This is a genomic window from Nonomuraea aridisoli, assembly GCF_003236395.1.
GTDB classification, from domain to species: Bacteria; Actinomycetota; Actinomycetes; order Streptosporangiales; family Streptosporangiaceae; genus Nonomuraea; species Nonomuraea aridisoli.
The window spans coordinates 1-18,788 of sequence record NZ_POUD01000184.1; the positions used below are offsets into that span (position 1 = coordinate 1).

The window sequence follows — 18,788 nt, forward strand, 5'->3', positions numbered from 1 at the left end:
TACGTGGCGCGGGCGGTGGCGACCGGGAAGCAGGTGTTCGTGCCGGGGCGGGCGGCGGAGTGGGTCGCGGCGACGGGGACGTGGGGAGGCATGACTGCCGTCGAGGACACTGACGACCTGGCCAAGCGGGCGGCCACTCTCGTAGATGTGCCTCCTCCTGCTCACACGTTCTGATCATGGGTGACGCCGAGGCGTTCACCCGCGAGTTCCTGCCGCTGTACGTCCGGGTGCCGGCGGCAGGGCCGGGCATGTGCACGATCTGCCGCACCGGCCCGGCCGACCCGCCGCAGGAGACCTGCGCGGGGTGCCGGCGGGCCGCGCGGGGCGGGCACGCCTCCACCGGCCACGTCGTGCCGATCTCGCTGACGGCACGCGACACCCAGCTGTACGACGTGCTGGTGCGCGAGCGCGATCCGTCCGGCGCCGGGGGCAGGCGCGACAGGGCGGCGTTCCTGGCCGCCACCGTCGCCCGCTTCCTCCGCGCGCACATCCCCTGTCTCGAGGATCGCGCCGGCGGCCCGTTCACCGTGGTGGCCACGATCCCCGACACCCGCGCCGAACGGCCGATCGAGGCGTTCGACCTGATGCAGCGGGTGGTCGGGAAGGTGGGCGCGCTCGTCCCGCGTTACCGGCCGCTGCTGCTGGAGCCCGTCGCCCGTGCCGCCTTCCGGGTGCGCGGCCGGGTGGACGACGCGCGGGTGCTGCTGGTGGACGACCTGTTCGGGTCGGGGGCACGCGTCCACGGCGCGGCCTCGGCGTTGTACGGGAGCGGCGCGGCGGCGGTCGTGGCGCTGGTGATCGCCCGTTTCGTCGACCTCGCCGACGCGCACGGCGCCCGGATCTGGCGGGAGGCGCACGACCGGCCGTTCCGCTTCGATCGTTGCTGCCTGTGCGACCCCGGAGATTGACGCGCCCCGGCCGCCGGGGGCGTGCGGCCAGGACGCGACGTCTTTGGTGCTCCAGGTGGCCCCCACTGGAGCGATGCCCAGATTAGAGGCTTTCGTCCGGTTTGTATAGATTTTGGTGACATTTCGCCGCAAGCTGCGACACGCCGGGTAGTTGACGAGGTCTGAGGGGGTTTTCTCATGCCTGCACCCAGCCGGATCCGCCGCACGCTCGCGGCGCTGCTGCCGCTGCCGCTGGCCATGACCCTGTCCCCGACACCACCGTCCCAGGCTCAGGAACAGGCCGAGGAACAGGCCCAGGCCCTGACACAGTCACCGCCGCCGTCCCCGAGCCCGACGGCACGGCACCGCACCCCGGTCGTGCTCTTTCCGGCCTTCCACCTGACGAAGCTGCGGGTGACCGTACGCGACCAGACGGCGTTCCCGAGGTGCCCGCGCTCGGGCACGTTCGAGGACTGGTACCGCAACGACCGCCCGAGCGCCGTCTTCAGCCAGGTCTGCCAGGACCGGCTGCTGACCCTGCGCTACGACGCCGGCTCGTCGCTGCCCATGCGCGGCCGCTTCTCCGAGCAGGAGGGTGTCGACGTCCGGATCATGGCGTACGGCCGCACCGCGAGCGCGCCGTTCTACGAGCCGATGTACCGCCGCCTGGAGGCCGCCGGATACGTCCGCGACAAGGACATCCGGGTCGCCGGCTATGATTCCCGGCTCACTCCCGACATGGGCGGGTTCCTGCGCCGCACCCGCAAGCTCATCGAGGACACCTACCGCGAGAACGGCGACCGCCCGGTGCATCTGGTCGGCCACTCCAACGGCCCGCTGTACGCGCAGTACCTGCTCACCCACTCCAAGCCGGCCTGGCGCGAGAAGTACATCCACGGCTTCACCCCGATCGCCGGCAACTTCCCCGGCCAGGGCGTGCTCTACCCGGTGCTGTTCACCGGCCTGAACATCCAGGACTTCGGCTACCCCACGACGAGACGGAACGCCGTGAGCAGCGCGCGGATGTACCAGAGCGCGCCCTCGTCGTACATGAGCGCCGCCGACCCGGCGGTCTTCGGCGACCGCGAGGTGGTCGTCCGCGACGCCTCGGCGGGCCGCGCCTACACGCCGCGCGACCACCGCCGCCTGCTGTCCGACGCGAACCTGCCGGCGGCCCGGCAGATCGCCGCCCACTACGTCGGCTTCGTGAAGTTCGCCGACAAGGAGTCGTTCCCGGGCGTGGACGTGTACGCCGAGAAGGGCTCCGGCCTGCCGACGCCCGTCGGGGCGCGGCTGCGCGACCTGACCACCGGCCAGGTCGTCGGCAAGGGCGCGTTCATCACGCGCGACGGCGACGGCAACCAGGAGGACCTCACCAACGACGCCGTCCAGGTCTGGCGCGCGATGCCGTGCCACCGTTTCACGCTCACCGACAACCCGGGCGTCGACCATTTCGCCCTTCCCTCCGACCGCGCGGTGCTCGACCGTCTGCTCACGCATCTGTCCCGGCCGCGCAGCCAGTGCCCGTGACGGGAAGCGGTTGATCATCGCTGAGGGCCCGCCTACGCTGATCACGCATCGTCGCCTGATCAGGACGGGGTCCCGCGTTGACCGTCAAGCTGCTTCTCGTGTCGGTGACCACGGCGGTCGCGCTCGCACCGGCCGGCACGACCGCCCAGCAGGCCGCCTGCCCCCTCGTCTTCGGGCACGGCGGCTACCCGACGGGCGCGAACCCCTGGACCAGGGACCAGATCCGCCAGCCGAACCATCCGCGCGGCGTGAACGACCAGAAGGCGTGGGGCGCCGACGGCGTGGAGGGCGACGTCCAGCTGACCAGGGAGGGCACCAAGGCGGTGATGTGGCACAACACCACCACCAACGGCCTGACCGGGGTGAACCGCGCGATCACCGACCTGTGGTGGGCCGCCGGGTCCGACAACCTGCAGGACCGGAGCATCGCGCGGGGCCCGTACCAGGGCGAACGGGTCTACACGCTGCGGCAGTGGCTCGACCACGTGCGCTCGCGCGGGCTGGTCGCCCTGCTGGAGATCAAACCGGAGGCCAAGAAGGTCCTGTCGACCTCGGCGCACGCGGCGAGCGGCTGGCGGGAGATCTCCGACCCGATCAAGGAACGCCAGGGCTCGCAGCGGATCCTGGTCTACTCCAAGGACGCGTGGATCCAGGGGGAGCTGGCCAAGCGCCACCCGGGGCTGCTGAAGGGGTCGGCCGCCCGCTGGACCGACAGCGTCGCCTGGGAGGAGCCGCCTCCGTCGTGGACCGGCAACACGGCCCAGTGGCAGTCCGTGCTCGGCCAGGCCCCGCCGAGCGTCATGACGAACTACACAAAGGACTACCGCGCCTGGCTGTCCGGCAGGTGCGCGTAAGGGGTCACCGGCTCTCGACGCGCACGCCGGGGTCGGGCGGGGTGTCGAGCGCGGGCGCGGGCACGCCCTTCAGGTGACGGTCGAAGAACCCCAGCGTGTACGCGTTCACCACGGCCCGCGCGCGGTCGGCGCCGACGGGCCCGGCGAAGCCGAGCAGCCGCACCAGCGGCGACCAGGCCGGCACGTCGGTGAAGTCGCCGTGGTAGGCGTCCGGCACGAACACCAGGTATCCGGCCGAGGGCAGCCGGTCGTGGACGGCGCGCATGGTGTCCTGGTGCTGGGCGACCTCGGCGTCGTCCCAGCCCTCGCGGCGCATGGTGGCGGCGTCGCGGGTGAGCCAGAGCGTGGGCCGGTCGAGGCCGGAGCGCACCACGTCGGCGGTCAGGGCGGCGTCCATGATGAGGCACGCGCGCAGCCGGGGTTCGAGCCGGCACGCCTGGCCGGTGACGATGCCGCCGAGCGAGACGCCGAACGCCCCGGCCCGTCCCAGGTCGAGCCGGCCGGCGAGCACACGGTCGGAGCGGTCGAGCGCGGCCAGCCGGTCCAGCACGAACGGGACGTCCCGCGCGAGGTGCGGGATCATGCCGTCGGGGAACGCCCGGCCGTGCAGCTGCGAGACCAGCTCCTCGACCTGGAAGGTGTTCATCTGGCGGAAGCCCAAGGCGCCCTCCAGGAAGAGCAGCACCGGGTGCCGCCCGGGGACGGCGGGGGCCGCGGCGACGGCGTTGGTGGTCACGTGACGCAGGTGCTGGAAGGTGAGCTCCGGCGTGCCCCCCAGCCCGGCCACGGCCGCGAGCACCGCCGGGTCCTCGACGTAGCGGACGCGCGGGGCCGACGGATCGGGCCGGGCCGGATACCAGATCTGCACCATCAGCTCGCGCCGCGCCGCCGGGTCGGGGCCGAGCAGCTCCGGGCGGTCGTCGGTCCAGTGGTAGGTCAGCGTGCCGATCCCGTACGGGCCGGAGGGCCGCGGGAAACGGAAGACCGGCAGCACCAGCGGCAGCGCCACGGCCACCGCGAGCCCGGCCGCGATCGCCCATCTCCCCCGTAAGGCGCCCCGCCACAGCCAGGCGGCGGTGAGCACGGCGGCCAGCGCGTACGCCGGGGCCATCGGCCAGCGCGCCCCCTCGGCGAGCACCTGCGCCACCGCGGCGGACGCGGCGAGCGCCGCGGCGTGCCGCGCCGGCCGCGGCACGGGCGCCACGAGCACGAGGAATGCCACCAGGTCCGCGGCCACGAGCACGATCTCGATGGGTCTCATGCACCCATCGTCAGCAAACTGGCAGCAACTGTCAATAAGGCAGTACATGTCACAAGTAGCCGGCCGTCAGCAGTACGCTGCTCACGTGGCCCTGACCCTTCGCCAACGCAACCGGCTGTCCGCGATCCACCGGATCATGGACACCGCGATCGACCTGTTCGACCAGCGCGGCTACTCCGGCGTCACGATCGAGGAGATCGCCGCCGCCTCGGGCGTGTCACCGCGCACCTTCTACCGCTATTTCGGCACCAAGGAGGGCCTGTTCACCGCGGACCCGTACGCCGCGGTCGGCGTCGACCTCTACACCGACCAGCTCGACCTCGACGACCTGCCGGGCAGCCTCAGACGGGTGATCGCGCTCATCGGCGCGCCCGAGGGCGAGGACCACACGGCCTGGCGCGGCATGCGCTACGTCATGGAGGAGCCGTCCGTGCGGGCCGCCGTCTACGCCTCGCTCGACCGCGAGGCCGACCGGCTGACCGCGCTGCTGCGGGAGCGGGGCGCGGGCCCGGCGAAGGCCCGCGTCACCGCGCGGGCGTACTGGTTCGGCGTCTACTTCGGGTCGCTGGAGCAGTGGCACCTCGACGGCCGAACACGCCCGGTGCTCGACTACGTGGACGAGGCGCTGACCGTGCTGACGGGACAGGCGTAGGCCGATCTGTGCTATTGTGTGCCGCGCAATTCGCGACCCCGTTCAAGGGAGACCAGACATGGCAGGTGACGACGACATCTCCGGGTGATACCGGAGCCTGACCGGCCGTCGGCGTGCGCATCGCAGCGCCGCCGCCTGTGGCCGTGTCGTCGTCGTTCTCTCCTGCCTGTCCGCCCGCCGGGCGCCCGTGGCGCGCCCGCGCTTTCCCGCACGAGGTCTCTCCCATGTCCGACGCGTCCGTCGTCTGCTCCGCCCTGTCCTTCTCCTGGCCCGACGACACCCCCGTCTTCGGCGACCTGTCCTTCACCGCCGGCCCCGGCCGTACCGGGCTCGTCGCCCCGAACGGCACGGGCAAGAGCACGCTGCTCCGGCTCATCGCCGGTGAGCTCACCCCCACCGGCGGGAGCGTCACCGTCGGCGGTGTGCTCGGCTACCTGCCGCAGACCCTGCCGCTGACCGGCGATCTCACCGTGGCCGAGGTGCTCGGGATCGCCCCGGTGATCGCCGCGCTGGACGCCATCGAGTCCGGCGACGCGAGCGAGGAGCACTTCGCCGTCATCGGCAACGACTGGGACGTCGAGGAGCGCACCAGGGCCCAGCTCGACCGGCTCGGCCTCGGCGACCTCGCGTTCGAGCGCCGTCTGGGCACGCTGAGCGGCGGCCAGGTCGTCTCGCTCGGGCTGGCCGCGCAGCTGCTCAAGCGGCCCGACGTGCTGCTGCTCGACGAGCCCACCAACAACCTCGACCTCGACGCGCGCCGCAGGCTGTACGCCGTGCTCGGCGACTGGAACGGCTGCCTGCTGCTGGTCAGCCACGACCGGGAGCTGCTCGACCGCATGGACCGCATCGCCGAGCTGCACCGCGGCGAGCTGCGCTGGTACGGCGGGAACTTCACCGCCTACGAGGAGGCCGTGCGCGCCGAGCAGGAGGCCGCCGAGCGCAACGTGCGCAGCGCCGAGCAGGAGCTCAAGCGGGAGAAGCGGGAGATGCAGCAGGCCCGCGAGCGCGCCGAGCGCCGGGCCGGCAACGCCGCCCGCAACCTCAAGAACGCCGGGCTGGCCCGGATCGTGGCCGGCGGCCTGAAGCGCAGCGCCCAGGAGTCGGCGGGCCGGGCCGGGCAGTTGCACGCCTCCCGGGTCGGCGACGCGCAGGCGCGTCTCGACGAGGCCGGGCGCGCGCTCCGCGACGACCAGAAGCTCGTGCTGGAGCTGCCCGGCACCGACGTCCCGGCCGGGCGCACGCTCTTCCACGGCGAGGGCCTGCGGGCGCGCGGCCTGTTCGCCGAGCCCGGCCTCGATCTGACGATCCGCGGGCCCGAGCGGATCGCGCTGACCGGCCCCAACGGCGCCGGCAAGTCCACCCTGCTGCGCCTGGTCAGCGGCGACCTGGAGCCGGACGGCGGGCAGGTCAGGCGGGCCGAGGGCCGGGTGGCGTACCTGTCGCAGCGGCTCGACCTGCTCGACCCCGACCGCACGGTGGCGGAGAACTTCGCGGCCTTCGCCCCGGGGATGCTCCAGGCCGACCGGATGAACCTGCTCGCCCGCTTCCTGTTCCGCGGCTCGCGCGCCCACCTGCCGGTGGGGGTGCTGTCCGGCGGCGAGCTGCTGCGGGCCACGCTCGCCTGCGTCCTGTGCGCCGAGCCCGCCCCGCAGCTCCTGCTGCTGGACGAGCCCACCAACAACCTCGACCTGGTCAGCGTCGGCCAGCTGGAGAGCGCCCTGGTGGCGTACCGGGGGGCCTTCGTGGTGGTCAGCCATGACGAGCGGTTCCTGACGGAGATCGGGGTGGAGCGCCGGCTGCGGCTTGCCGACGGCCGCCTGGTGTCCTGACCGTTCAGGGGCGGCGGGCCGCGGCCACGAACATCGGCAGGGCCAGGAACGCGCGGCCGGCGCGGACGCGTTCGCGCTGCTCGGCGGCCCACGCGGCCTCCTGCTCGGGGGAGATCGCGCCGGCCGCGCGGGCGCCGGCCGCGAGGCCGGTGAGCATCGGCAGCAGCACGTCGCCGGTGAGCACGCTGGTGTGCGCCTCCGCCGTGACGTCCGCGAAGCCGGTGTCGAGCAGCAGGTTGCGGAAGCGGCGCGCGGCCCACGGGTTGGTGACGGCGTCCGCGCGCGCGTGCACGATCGTCCGGGTGAGCACGGGGTCGGCGGAGTCGATGAGGAAGCCGTCCCAGTCCTGGCGGAGCAGGACGATCCTGCCTCCGGGGGCGAGCACCCGCCGGGCCTCCTCCAGGGCCTCGGCGGGGTCGGGCAGCTCGTGGAGGACCTTGTCGGCGCGGTAGCCGGCGACCTCGCCGTCGGCGAGCGGCAGCGCGCGGGCGTCGCCGATCCGCAGGTCGCGTTCGGGGCCGCGGCTGCGGGCGAGGGCGATCATCTCGGCGCTGAGGTCGACGCCGATCGCGCGGGCGCCGCGCGCGGCCAGCTCGCCGACCGCGCGGCCCGCGCCGCAGCCGACGTCCACGACGGCCGCGCCGTCCGGGAGGGCGAGCAGGTCGTACGTACGGGCCCGAAGCGCGGTGGCCTCGGGCGTGGCGTCGGCCGCGTCGAGCAGCCGGGCGAGTGATGGTGTCGGGGACATGCGAGCCAGCATGCGACTTCACGTCGACATGAGGTCAAGCCCTCAGACCCGGAACCTCATCCGGCACACCACCGCGTCGGCGTGCCGGCGCAGCGCCCTGGCCAGCACGGCGCCGCGCTGGTTCTGCAACATCCGCTGCCAGGCGTGCTCCGGCTCCACCTCGGCGATGAGCACGAAGACGTGCGGCTCCCCCGCCTCGCGCAGGAAGGTCAGCAGCGGCCGGTCCAGCCGCCGGTGGGCGTCGAAGAGCTGCACGAGCTCCACGCCGGGGTCCCAGCGGTCCCAGTCCTCGGCGAACGCGCGCGCCTGCGGTTCCTCGCCGGGGTGGGTCACGTTGACGGCCACCACCCGGTCGCCCAGCGACAGGGCGGCCGACAGGGCCTCGCGGGTCAGCCGGGTGACCGTCTGCACGGGCACCACCACCAGCGAGCGGCGCGGCCTGGGCGGCATGGGTGTCTTGCCGATCTCGAGCCGCCGGCCGATACGGGCGTACTGGCGGTTGACCCACTCCATGGCCGCCACCAGCAGCGGCAGCGCCACCACGATCAGCCAGCCGCCCTCGCCGAACTTCGTCGCCGTCACCACGATCGCGGCGGTGAACGTGAGCAGCGTGCCGAAGCCGTTGAGCGCGGCCCGCCACCGCCAGCCGGCGGGCCGGTCCGTCAGCCAGTGCCGGACCATGCCGGCCTGCGACAGGGTGAAGCCGACGAAGACGCCGATCGCGAAGAGCGGCACCAGCAGGTTCATCTCGCCCCGCGACACGACGAGCAGCAGGCCGCTGGTGATGGCGAGGAACGCGATGCCGTAGCGGTGCACCTGCCGGTCGGCGCGCAGCGCGAACAGGTGCGGCAGGTTGTTGTCGCGGGCCAGCAGCCGCGCCAGCACCGGCAGGCCGCCGAACGAGGTGTTGGCCGCCAGCCCCAGCAGCACCACGGTGGCGAACTGGACCACGTAGAACAGCGGCCCGTCGCCCAGCGAGGCCAGCGTGACCTGGGCGAGCACGGTCACCCCGTCGGCCGGGGCGATGGCGAACTTCTCGATCAGCGCGGCGATGCCCAGCAGCATGACGGCCAGCAGCGCGCCCAGCGCCACCTCGGCCCGCTGCGCCCGCCGGACGCGGGGACGTCTGAACGACGGCACCGCGTTGGCGATCGCCTCCACGCCGGTCAGCGCGGCGCAGCCGTTCGCGAAGGCCTTGAGCAGCAGCAGGACGCCGACCGTCTCCAGACTCGCCACCTGATGCTGGACGTGGACGGCAGCTTCGGACCGGAACAGCCCGGCCACGACGACGAGCAGGATCGCGGCGACGTAGACGACGGTGGGCGCGATGAAGGCGCGGGCGCTGTGCGCGATGCCCTTGAGGTTGACGCCCGTCACGAGCGCGAGCACGCCCAGGCAGAGCCACACCGTGTACGGCAGCAGCTCGGGGAAGGCGGAGGTGAGCGCCGCGACTCCGGCGGCCACGGAGACGGCGACGTTGAACACGTAGTCGATGACCAGCGAGGCGCCCGCGACCAGGCCCGCCCGCCGCCCCAGGTGCCTGGTGGCCACGCCGTACGCGCCGCCGCCCTCGGGGAAGGCGGCGATGACCTGCCGGTAGGAGACGGTCAGCACCACGAGCAGGCCGGCGATGGCCAGGGTGACCGGGATGGTGAAGCCGAGCCCGGCGCCGCCGGCGAGGGCCAGCACGAGCACGATCGCCTCGGGTCCGTACGCCACGGAGGCCATGGCGTCCAGGGAGAGCGCGGCGAGCCCGCCCGGGACCGAGAGCCGGTGGCGTTCGCCGGTATCGGGGGGTTCCTCGGTCGGGACGGGGGTTTTCACGATGGTCATGTCCGCATACTCCTGAAGAGAATTTCCGCACTCATCGTGACTCGCCACACCCGCCGAAATGTGGCTTCATATGAATCCCTGACGGATAAAGCGGAAATTGCTACGCGAAATATACGGCGCGCCTTTCCCGTCGACGTTGTGCCTGGTCAGGGACGGAAACGGTAGCCCATGCCCGGTTCCGTGATCAGGTGGACGGGGTGGGCGGGATCGCGTTCGAGTTTGCGGCGCAGCTGGGCCATGTACTGGCGCAGGTAATGGGTCTCCTTGACGAACTTGGCGCCCCACACCTCGGTGAGGATCTGACGCTGGCTGATCAGCTTGCCCGGGTGGCGCAGCAGCAGCTCCAGGATGTGCCACTCGGTCGGCGTCAGCCGTACGTCGCCGCTGATCGTCTTGTCGGTCAGGTCCACGACGTGGTCGCCGATCTTGATGTTCGCCAGCTCGGCCTCGTGGATGGAGACGCGCCGCGTCACGGCCCGCACCCTGGCCAGCAGCTCGTCGATGCCGAACGGCTTGGTGACGTAGTCGTCGGCGCCGGCGTCCAGAGCCTCGATCTTGTCCTGGTTCCCGGCCCGGCCGGACAGCACGATGATCGGGACGCTGGTCCAGCCGCGCAGCCCGTGGATGACGTCCACCCCGTCCAGGTCGGGCAGCCCCAGGTCGAGGATGACCAGGTCGGGCGTGTGGTCCACGGCGGCGCGCAGCGCCGCGGCGCCGTCGGCGGCCACGGTCACCTCGTAGTGACGGGCGGCCAGGTTGATGCGCAGCGCGCGCAGGATCTGGGGTTCGTCGTCCACGACGAGGATGCGGGTCACCGGGTCACCCCGCTCAGGGCGATGGGCAGTGTCAGGATCATGGTGAGACCTCCCCCTGGTGTGTCTTCCGGTACGAGCGTGCCGCCCATGGCCTCCGTGAGCCCGCGCGAGAGCGCGAGGCCGAGGCCGACTCCCGAATGGTTGTCGCGGTCGCCGAGCCGCTGGAACGGCTGGAAGACCCGGTCGTGGGCCTCGGACGGGATGCCGGGGCCGCGGTCGATGACGCGGATCTCCACCTGGTCGCCGTGGCGGCTGGCGGTGACGAGCACCGGCCGGTCGGGCGGGCTGTAGCGGACGGCGTTCGCCATGAGGTTGACCAGGACGCGTTCGAGCAGGGCCGGATCGGCGGCGATCTCGGGAAGTTCGACGGAGATGTCACCCTCGATCCGGTCGCGCGGCGGGCCGAGGTCGTCCACGGCTCGCGGAACGATCTCCTCCAGGGCGATCGGCTGCGGGGTCACGCCGAGCACGCCGGCCTGCAGCCGGCTCATGTCGAGCAGGTTCGCCACCAGCCGGTCCAGCTTGTCCAGCGACTCCGCCGCGGTGTCCAGCAGCTCGGCGCGGTCGTGGTCGCTCCAGTCGACGCCGGTGGCGGCCAGGCTCTCGACGGCGGCCTTGGCGGAGGCGAGCGGCGTGCGCAGGTCATGGCTGACGGCGGCGAGCAGCGCGGTGCGCATCTTGTCGGCCTCCGCGAGCGGCTGGGCGCGGGCCGCCTCCTGCTGCAGGCGTTCCTGCCGCAGGGCGACGGCGGCCTCGGCGGCGAACGCCTCCAGCACCGCGCGGTCGGCGGCGTCCAGCAGCCGGCCGCGGGCGGCGAGCACGAGGGTGTCGTCGATCTGCACGTCGGTGTCCGACTGGGCCGGGCACGTGGAGGGCGTGCCGCCGGAGGTGGCGACGATGCGCCAGGCGTCGGGGTCGGACTGGTCGTCGAGGGCGCGCCCGGCCTCGGGCCGGCGTTCGAGCAGGGTGACCGAGGTCAGCCCGAACGTCTCGCGCGTCCGCTCCAGCAGGGACGGCATGGCGGCCTCGCCGCGCAGCACGTGCCCGGCCAGCGTGGACAGCAGCTCGGCGTCGGCCCCGGCGCGGGCGGCCTCCCTGGTGCGGCGGGCGGCGAGGTCCACGATCGTGCTCACCGCCGCCGCCACCAGGACGAACACGACCAGCGCGAACAGGTTCTCCGGATCGTTGATCGTGAACCGGCCGACCGGCGGCGTGAAGAACCAGTTCAGCAACATCGACCCGCCGATGGCGGCGGTGATGGCCGGCCACATCCCGCCCGCCAGCGCGACGCCGACGGTCAGGCAGAGGAAGAAGAGGATCTCGCTGGGCAGCGACACCACCTCGCGGAACTGCGCCAGCACGGCGGTCAGCAGCGGCATCCCGGCCACCGCCAGCACCCAGCCGGCCGCCCGGCGCTTGCGGGTCAGCGCGGCGCGGGTACGCGCCGGGCGCCGCCGTCCCTTCCTGACCTCGTCGTGCGTGATCATGTGGACGTCGATCGAGCCGGAACGGGCGATGGTCTCCACGCCGACGCCCCGCGAGAAGAGCTGCGCGAACCGGCCCCGCCGCGACGCGCCGAGCACCAGCTGGGTGGCGTTCACACCGCGGGCGAAGTCCAGCAGCGCGCGCGGGACGTCGTCGCCGACGACCTGGTGATAGGTGCCGCCCATGCTCTCCACCAGCGCCCGCTGGCGGGACAGGCTGGCGGGGTCGGCGCCGGCCAGGCCGTCGGCGCTGGTCACGTGGACGGCCAGCAGGTCGGCGCCCTTGGTGCGGGCCGCGATCCGCGCCGCGCGGCGGACGAGCGTGTCGCCCTCCGGGCCGCCGGTGAGGGCGACGACGACGCGTTCACGGGTCTCCCAGGTCGTGACGATGCCGTGGTCGGCGCGGTAGCGGTCGAGCTGCTCGTCCACCTTCCCGGCCACCCACAGCAGCGCCAGCTCCCGCAACGCGGTGAGGTTGCCGACCCGGAAGTAGTTCGCCAGCGCCGCGTCCACCTTCTCCGGCGCGTAGACGTTGCCGTGCGCGAGGCGGCGGCGCAGCGCCTCCGGCGACATGTCCACCAGCTCCACCTGGTCGGCGCGGCGAACGACCTCGTCCGGCACCGTCTCGCGCTGGGGCACGCCGGTGATCTCCTGGACGACGTCGTTCACCGACTCCAGGTGCTGGATGTTGACGGTGGAGACCACGTCGATCCCCGCGTCGAGGAGGTCGTCGATGTCCTGCCAGCGCTTGACGTGCTCGGAGCCGGGCACGTTGGTGTGGGCCAGCTCGTCGACCAGCGCCACCGCCGGCCGCCGCGCGATGACCGCCTCGACGTCGAGCTCGGTGAACGTGGCCCCGCGGTGCACGAGCGTCCTGCGCGGGACGACCTCCATGCCCTCCAGCAGCGCTTCCGTACGCGGGCGGCCGTGCGTCTCGACGAGGCCCACGACCACGTCCCGGCCGCGCTCGCACGCGCGGCGGGCCTCCTCCAGCATCCTGTACGTCTTGCCCACCCCGGGCGCCGCGCCGAGGTACACCCGCAGCCGTCCCCGCACCTCAGGCCCCGTCGAGTCGTACGACGGTCAGGGCGGCGAAGACGTCGGCCATCTCCACTCCTCTGATTCGGTCGGCCCCCCCGGAACGAGCGGCACCAGACCAAGGAAAACGCCGAAATACGGGCCATTTTCCGTTCTTGACGGCATCCCTACGGCCACGCGCCGTTTCTTGACGCGATCCGTACGCCGTCAGCCGACGTGGACGTGCGGCCGGCGTTCCAGGTCGGGCTCCGCCTGGCGCAGCACCTCCCGGGTCAGCGGCGGCACGTCGCCGCCGCCGAAGACCAGGTAGCGCAGCATCGCGACGACCGGGTTGCCCTCGGTCCAGTGGAAGTAGATGTGCGGCACCGAGCCGGTGCGGTCGCGCAGGAAGAGCAGCAGGGCGGCCAGCGAGTTCGGCACGGCCGAGCTCTCGATGGTGAGGATCCGGTGGCCGAAGCGCTCCTCCCCCTTGACCTGCAGCTCCGTCTCGAACTCCGAGGCGTCCGGCACCGACACCTCGACGAACAGCACCGGCTCGGTGGTGCGCAGCCGGTGGTTGATCCACTGCTCGCGCAGCTTGTCGGTGTACTCGGCCTGGTCGCGCTGGTGGGGCTCGTTGGCGATGAGGTGGATCTCGCCGCACGCGTCGTTGACGAACCGCTCGGCGAGCGGGTCGAGGGTCACGTCGGTGACCCGCAGCTCGGTCGAGCGGGTGGCGCGCGACAGCAGCGAGGTGACGACGATCGCCACGATGAAGAACGAGGCGATCTTCACGCCGTCCGGCCGCTCGATCACGTTGTCCACCAGCGTGTACGCCAGCACCGCCGTGATCAGCGCGAACCCGGCCGCCGCCCGGCGCTGTCCCTTCTTCCTGGCCGACAGGGTCACCGCGACCGCGGCCGAGAGCATGAGGACGAGCACGCCGGTGGCGTACGCGCCGCCCTGGGCGTCCACGTCGGCGTCGAAGATGACCGTGATGGCGAACGCGATCGCCGAGAACACCAGCACCAGCGGCCGTACGGCGCCCGTCCACTCCGGCGCCATGCCGTACCGGGGCAGGTAGCGGGGCACCAGGTTGATCAGCCCGGCCATCGCCGAGGCCCCGGCGAACCAGAGGATCGCGATCGTGGAGACGTCGTAGACGGTGCCGAACCAGTCCCCCAGGTAGCCGTGCGCCAGGTACGCCAGCGCCCGCCCGCTCGCCTTCCCGCCCTCCTCGAATTCGGCGTGCGGGATGAGCACGGTCGTGACGAAGCTGGAGAAGATCAGGAAGACGCTCATGATGAGCGCCGCGACGGTCAGCAACCGCTTGGTGCCCGCGATCCGCCGCCGCACGTCCCCCTTGACCACCGGCATCACCGCCACGCCCGTCTCGAACCCGGACATGCCGAGCGCCAGCTTCGGCATGACGAGCAGCGACAGGCCGATCATGGCCATGGGGCTGTCGAAGTCGAGGCTGAGCGCGTTCCGCCAGTCCACGACGACCTGCGGGGCCTGGAGCACGTGGACGAAGGCGGTGGCGACGACGATCGCGTTCAGGCCGAGGTAGACGAAGACGAGCAGGACGGCGATGCCGATCGCCTCGGTGAAGCCCATCAGGAACACCCCGCCGAGCGCCGCCAGCAGCACCAGCGTGACGAGCACCCGCTGCCCGGACAGGAACCCGGGTACGAACGGGTTCTCCAGGATGTGCGCGGTCGCGTCCGCCGCCGACAGCGTCATCGTGATGACGAAGTCGGTGGCCGCGAACCCGAGCAGCGCCAGCACGAAGAACTTGCCCCACCACTGCGGGGCGAGCTTCTCCAGCATCGCGATCGAGCCCTGCCCGTACGGGCTCTCGGCGGCGACGCGGCGGTAGACCGGCAGCGCGCCGAGCAGCGTGAGCGCGACCAGGAAGAGGGTGGCCAGCGGCGCGAGCAGGCCGGCGGCGAGGGCCGCGATGCCGGGCTGGTAGCCGAGCGTGGAGAAGTAGTCCACGCCGGTCAGGCACATCACCCGCCACCACGGGTGCTTGACGTGGGGGCCGTGCTCGATCTGGCTACGGTCGGTCTGCAGACCCTGCAGCAGCCACGACTGCAGCGTCCCCTCCGTAGCGGCCGGCCGTTTCGCCAGCACCATCCCGGTCACCCGTCCCCGTCAAGAGCCCGTAAATACGCATCGCACCTTACTGACCGATATGCGGTGTTCGAGGCTGCAGGGGCGTCAAGAACGCGTATGGAGGCGTATGTACGGGTTCAGGGCGGCCGGGGAGTGCGTCACGCCACCTGTGTCACCGGCTGGGACATCGTGCCGGCGGGGTCGATGATCGTGATGGAGACGTCGAGGTCGGCGACCATCCCCCGCAGAGCGGGGGCGGTGAGCAGCACCCACCGCTGGTCCGGCCCGAGCACCTTCGCGAGCTTGAGCGGCGAGGAGAAGGCCACGGCCGCCCGCTTGCCCGACGCGGTGCGGAACAACCGCAGCGTCAGGGCGCATCCGCCGGCGCGGACGGGGACGAACAATCGAGGCTCGGACATCTGCTTCCTTCCTCCAAAAGGGGTACAAAGCAGACGCTAGACCCGTTTCCGGATCACGCCGGGGCATCTGTACGCGATCGAGACGCCCGCCCCGGAAATCCTGACGCCGCTTTGACGGGTCCTGCTTTGACGGCCGCTTTGGGAGGTCGCCGGGCCCGCGCACGCGCGCGGGCCCGGCGTGGCTCAGCGCTTCATGAGCGCGAACACACCCCAGCCGAGCAGGTGCCGCTGGTACGTGGTGTAGAGCAGCGGCTCACGTGACAACTCCGCGCGGAACTCGGGGGCGAGCTCGTCATCGGGGTTGGCGTCGAGCCAGGTGCGGAGGTTGAGCCAGTGGGCGGCGACGTAACGGTCCCAGCTGTCCTCGTCGGCCAGGACCATCTCGACCACGTCGTAGCCCAGATCGTCGAAGAGCCGGACGAGCCCCGGCAGGGTCTCGAAGTCGTCACGCGAGCGGGCGTGACAGGCTTCTACGGCCTCCTGGCCGGGCGGCTCGGCGCGCCAGAAGCACTCACCGACCAGCAGCATGCCGCCCGGGCGCACGCTGCGTTCGAGCAGCGCGACGGTACCGGCGGTGCCCTGGCCGATCCAGGTGGCCCCGACGCACGCCGCGACGTCCACGGGCTCGGCGGCGACGTGGGCGGCGGCGTCGCCGTGCACGAACGTCACCCGGTCGACGACGCCCAGCTCGGCGACCCGTTCGCGGGCGGCGGCCAGGAAGACCGTGCTGATGTCGACGCCGGTGCCGGTGACGCCGTGGTCGCGGGCCCAGGTCGCCAGCATCTCGCCCTTGCCGCAGCACAGGTCGAGCAGGGAGACGCCCGGACGCAGCCGGATCGCCGCGCCCAGCGTGGCGAGCTTCTCCGGAGTGAGCGGGTTGATGATCCGGTGGCTGCTCTCGCGGATCGTGAAACTACGTGACAGGTCCAAGGAAGTGAGTCCTTACGTGGGATGACGGGCTGAACAGGCGGCGAACGTCATCGACACGCATAAAGCAACTCCTCCGTCACGAGTGATCCCCCGCGACCCTAGGACGCCCCGCACCCGCCCCACAACCGATTATCTGTGCGCGCTCGAGAAATCGTCAGGATATCCTGACGAACATGACGTTGAAGTCGCCAGACATTCCCGGCCACGAGGGCTTCGTGGCGCCCGTGCTCCCCGGTGGCGAGCTCGCCCCCTCCTCCAGCTCCTTCACCAAGGATTTCGTCGGCTACCAGGCCACGTGCTCCTGCGGCTGGACCGACCGTCGGCGCTACCCGGCCACGCCGGAAGGGGTGAAGGAGGCGGAGTACCGGTGGTGGAGCCGGCACGCCGGCCCCCTGTCCATGGCGGCGCCGCCGAGCTGGCTGGTCACGAAGTCCGAGCTGCTCTGCCGGCAGATCGTGGGCCTCACCGCCGAGCGTCCCCTCGCCGCCCTCACCCTGCTGTCCCAGGTGGAGAACTGGCAGCGCACCCTGCTCGACCAGGCCGTCGCCGCCGCCCGGCGGAACGGCGCCTCCTGGGCCGAGGTCGGTGAGGCGATGGGCGTCTCCAAGCAGTCCGCCCACGAACGGTTCAGGGCGCACGCCGGTTCGTGACCGCACGTCCTCGCAGGTTGGGACTTTGGCCCCTACCTGCGAGGACGTCCGCCGCGGAAGGCTCGCCGCCATGACGTACGACATCGACGCGCGCCCCCGCGCGCTCACGGAACTCTCCAGGGAGGAATCCCTCCGGCTGCTCGGCAACGTCGGGCTGGGGCGCATCGTGTTCATCAGCCGTGCCATGCCGGCGATCCGCCTCGTCAGCCACGTCATGACCGACGGCCACATCGTGGTCCGCACCGGGTACGAGCCCGAGATCGAGGCCGTGCTGCGGCCGCGGGGGACGTCCATGGTCGTCTACCAGGCCGACATGGTCGATCCGGCCACCCATCTCGGCTGGAACGTCATGGTGACCGGCACGGCCGCGCTCGTGCCCGACGCCGGCGGCCCGCAGAGCTGGACGGGTGAGAAGACGGCCCTCGTGCTGCGCATCCGGCCCGAGCACGTCACCGGGTTCGAGGTGACCGGCGACCCGTCCTGATCCGGCCGGAGCGCACTGCCGTACGATCGCCTACGGCTTCCGCGCGGCGGACGGCCGGCGCGGACGGGAGGGGAAGGCGTGACGGGCGGGCGGGCCTTCTGGCCGCTGCTGGCGGTCCACGCCATCCTGGTGCAGGCGGTCAGCTACGGCCTGCGGCCTTCGTTGTCGTACGCGGTGCTGGACCTCGGGTACGGGCCCGCGTGGGTGGCCGTGGTGGCGGCGATGTTCGCGGTCCCGCCGCTGGTGCTCGCGGTGATGACCGGGCGGCTGGTCGACCGGCTGGGCGAACGGCCCGGCCTGGTGATCGGCGGGGTCGCGCTGACGGCGTCGGCGGTGGTGGCGAGCCTCGGCTCGCGGAGCCTGGCGATGCTGGTCATCGCGACCGCGCTGCTCGGTGTCGGCATCGTCTTCTCGATGGTCGGCGAGCAGTCGGCGGTGGCCGGGCGGGCACGTCCCGGCGGCCTGGACGCGGCCTTCGGCGGCTACACGTTCATCACCTCGCTCGGGCAGGGGGTGGGACCGCTGCTCCTGCTGGTCCCGCCCGCGCCGGGGAGTCAGGCGCCGCCGCTGGTGCCGATCGCCGCGGTGTGCGGGGCGGCGAGCGTGGTGATCCTGGCGGTCTCGTTCGGGTTCGGCAGCCGCCACCGCGCCTCGCAGGCGCCGGACGCCCGCCACCGGTGGCCGGCGCGGCGGCTGCTGGCCATTCCGGGGATGTACCGGGCGATGCTGGTCGGGGCGCTCATCCTGGCCTCCATCGACGTGACGCTGGCATACCTGCCGGTGCTGGCGCACGAGCGCGGGATCGCGCCCGGCTGGGTGACGGCGATGCTCGCGGCGCGGGCGGCCGCCCAGATGTTGTCGCGCGTCAACCTCGCCGGTCTCGTCCGGCTGCTCGGCCGCAGGCGGCTCACCGTGGCGGCCTGCGGGGTGTCCGGGCTCGCGCTGCTCGGCCTGACGCCGCCGTTCCCCGCCGCCGTGCTCATCGTCCTGACCTCCGTGTACGGGTTCGCGGCCGGCGTCTGCCAGCCGATCACGATGGGCTGGGTCGCCGCGCTGGCGCCCCCGGGCACCCGGGGGACGGTCCTGTCGTTGCGGATCGCGGGCAACCGGCTCGGCCAGTCGCTGATCCCGGTCCTGTCCGGCGCCGCCGCCACGGTCGGCGGCGCCTCCGGCGTCCTGGCCCTGACCGGCGCCACCCTGGGCATCGCCGCCTGGTCGGCCACCGCCATCGCCGACAACAAGGACTGATCCGGCCCTCGCCCCGGGCGTCCCACCCC

General features: G+C 72.5%; 16 protein-coding genes. 8 read left to right on the plus strand and 8 right to left on the minus strand.

What is annotated here, in order from left to right; genetic code table 11:
• Positions 1–176 precede the first annotated feature (176 nt).
• The 3 genes from C1J01_RS32655 to C1J01_RS32665 all read left to right on the plus strand — a co-directional run bounded on the left by C1J01_RS32655 (position 177) and on the right by C1J01_RS32665 (position 3,271).
• Positions 177–908: a hypothetical protein gene (locus C1J01_RS32655; protein WP_111182820.1), complete on the plus strand. Its 732-nt coding sequence runs from the start codon at positions 177–179 to the stop codon at positions 906–908.
• A gap of 177 nt (positions 909–1,085) precedes the next feature.
• Positions 1,086–2,417 carry a lipase/acyltransferase domain-containing protein gene (locus C1J01_RS32660; RefSeq protein WP_111182821.1) on the plus strand — a complete coding sequence of 444 codons (1,332 nt, stop codon included), beginning with the start codon at positions 1,086–1,088 and terminating at the stop codon, positions 2,415–2,417.
• 77 nt (positions 2,418–2,494) lie between these two features.
• A complete protein-coding gene (locus C1J01_RS32665; protein WP_235854823.1) occupies positions 2,495–3,271 on the plus strand; it encodes a glycerophosphodiester phosphodiesterase family protein in 777 nt (258 codons plus the stop codon).
• Between the two features lie 4 nt (positions 3,272–3,275).
• Here the strand turns inward: C1J01_RS32665 and C1J01_RS32670 are convergent, their stop codons facing one another.
• Complete coding sequence (locus C1J01_RS32670; protein ID WP_146615807.1) at positions 3,276–4,532, minus strand: alpha/beta hydrolase family protein; 1,257 nt, start codon at positions 4,530–4,532, stop codon at positions 3,276–3,278.
• Positions 4,533–4,617: 85 nt separating this feature from the next.
• On the opposite strand from C1J01_RS32670, the gene C1J01_RS32675 reads away from it, so the two are divergent.
• Entirely contained in the window at positions 4,618–5,184 is a 567-nt protein-coding gene (locus C1J01_RS32675) for a TetR/AcrR family transcriptional regulator (protein ID WP_181449083.1), read from the plus strand.
• Between the two features lie 224 nt (positions 5,185–5,408).
• Positions 5,409–7,013 carry an ABC-F family ATP-binding cassette domain-containing protein gene (locus C1J01_RS32680; RefSeq protein ID WP_111182824.1) on the plus strand — a complete coding sequence of 535 codons (1,605 nt, stop codon included), beginning with the start codon at positions 5,409–5,411 and terminating at the stop codon, positions 7,011–7,013.
• A gap of 4 nt (positions 7,014–7,017) precedes the next feature.
• On the opposite strand, the gene C1J01_RS32685 is transcribed toward C1J01_RS32680, so the two are convergent.
• The 7 genes from C1J01_RS32685 to C1J01_RS32715 all read right to left on the minus strand — a co-directional run bounded on the left by C1J01_RS32685 (position 7,018) and on the right by C1J01_RS32715 (position 16,377).
• The gene (locus C1J01_RS32685) at positions 7,018–7,761 is read right to left on the minus strand and encodes a methyltransferase domain-containing protein (protein ID WP_235854824.1); all 744 of its coding nucleotides are present in this window, start codon (positions 7,759–7,761) and stop codon (positions 7,018–7,020) included.
• Positions 7,762–7,803: 42 nt separating this feature from the next.
• Positions 7,804–9,594 (minus strand): APC family permease, encoded by a 1,791-nt coding sequence (locus C1J01_RS32690; protein WP_111182826.1) that lies wholly within the window; start codon positions 9,592–9,594, stop codon positions 7,804–7,806.
• A 146-nt stretch (positions 9,595–9,740) separates the two neighbouring features.
• Entirely contained in the window at positions 9,741–10,409 is a 669-nt protein-coding gene (locus tag C1J01_RS32695; RefSeq protein WP_111182827.1) for a response regulator, read from the minus strand.
• Positions 10,406–12,949: a sensor histidine kinase gene (locus tag C1J01_RS32700; protein WP_111182828.1), complete on the minus strand. Its 2,544-nt coding sequence runs from the start codon at positions 12,947–12,949 to the stop codon at positions 10,406–10,408. Before C1J01_RS32700 ends, C1J01_RS32695 begins: the two co-directional genes overlap by 4 nt.
• 189 nt (positions 12,950–13,138) lie before the next feature.
• The gene (locus C1J01_RS32705) at positions 13,139–15,049 is read right to left on the minus strand and encodes an APC family permease (protein ID WP_111182834.1); all 1,911 of its coding nucleotides are present in this window, start codon (positions 15,047–15,049) and stop codon (positions 13,139–13,141) included.
• Positions 15,050–15,186: 137 nt separating this feature from the next.
• Complete coding sequence (locus C1J01_RS32710; protein ID WP_111182829.1) at positions 15,187–15,447, minus strand: SAV_915 family protein; 261 nt, start codon at positions 15,445–15,447, stop codon at positions 15,187–15,189.
• Positions 15,448–15,630: 183 nt separating this feature from the next.
• Positions 15,631–16,377 (minus strand): SAM-dependent methyltransferase, encoded by a 747-nt coding sequence (locus C1J01_RS32715; RefSeq protein WP_111182830.1) that lies wholly within the window; start codon positions 16,375–16,377, stop codon positions 15,631–15,633.
• A gap of 173 nt (positions 16,378–16,550) precedes the next feature.
• On the opposite strand from C1J01_RS32715, the gene C1J01_RS32720 reads away from it, so the two are divergent.
• From C1J01_RS32720 to C1J01_RS32730, 3 genes are all read left to right on the plus strand, one after another.
• Entirely contained in the window at positions 16,551–17,027 is a 477-nt protein-coding gene (locus tag C1J01_RS32720) for a hypothetical protein (RefSeq protein ID WP_220040212.1), read from the plus strand.
• A 70-nt stretch (positions 17,028–17,097) separates the two neighbouring features.
• Positions 17,098–17,511 carry a pyridoxamine 5'-phosphate oxidase family protein gene (locus tag C1J01_RS32725; RefSeq protein ID WP_111182831.1) on the plus strand — a complete coding sequence of 138 codons (414 nt, stop codon included), beginning with the start codon at positions 17,098–17,100 and terminating at the stop codon, positions 17,509–17,511.
• A 78-nt stretch (positions 17,512–17,589) separates the two neighbouring features.
• The gene (locus tag C1J01_RS32730; RefSeq protein ID WP_181449084.1) at positions 17,590–18,759 is read left to right on the plus strand and encodes an MFS transporter; all 1,170 of its coding nucleotides are present in this window, start codon (positions 17,590–17,592) and stop codon (positions 18,757–18,759) included.
• Positions 18,760–18,788: the final 29 nt, after the last annotated feature.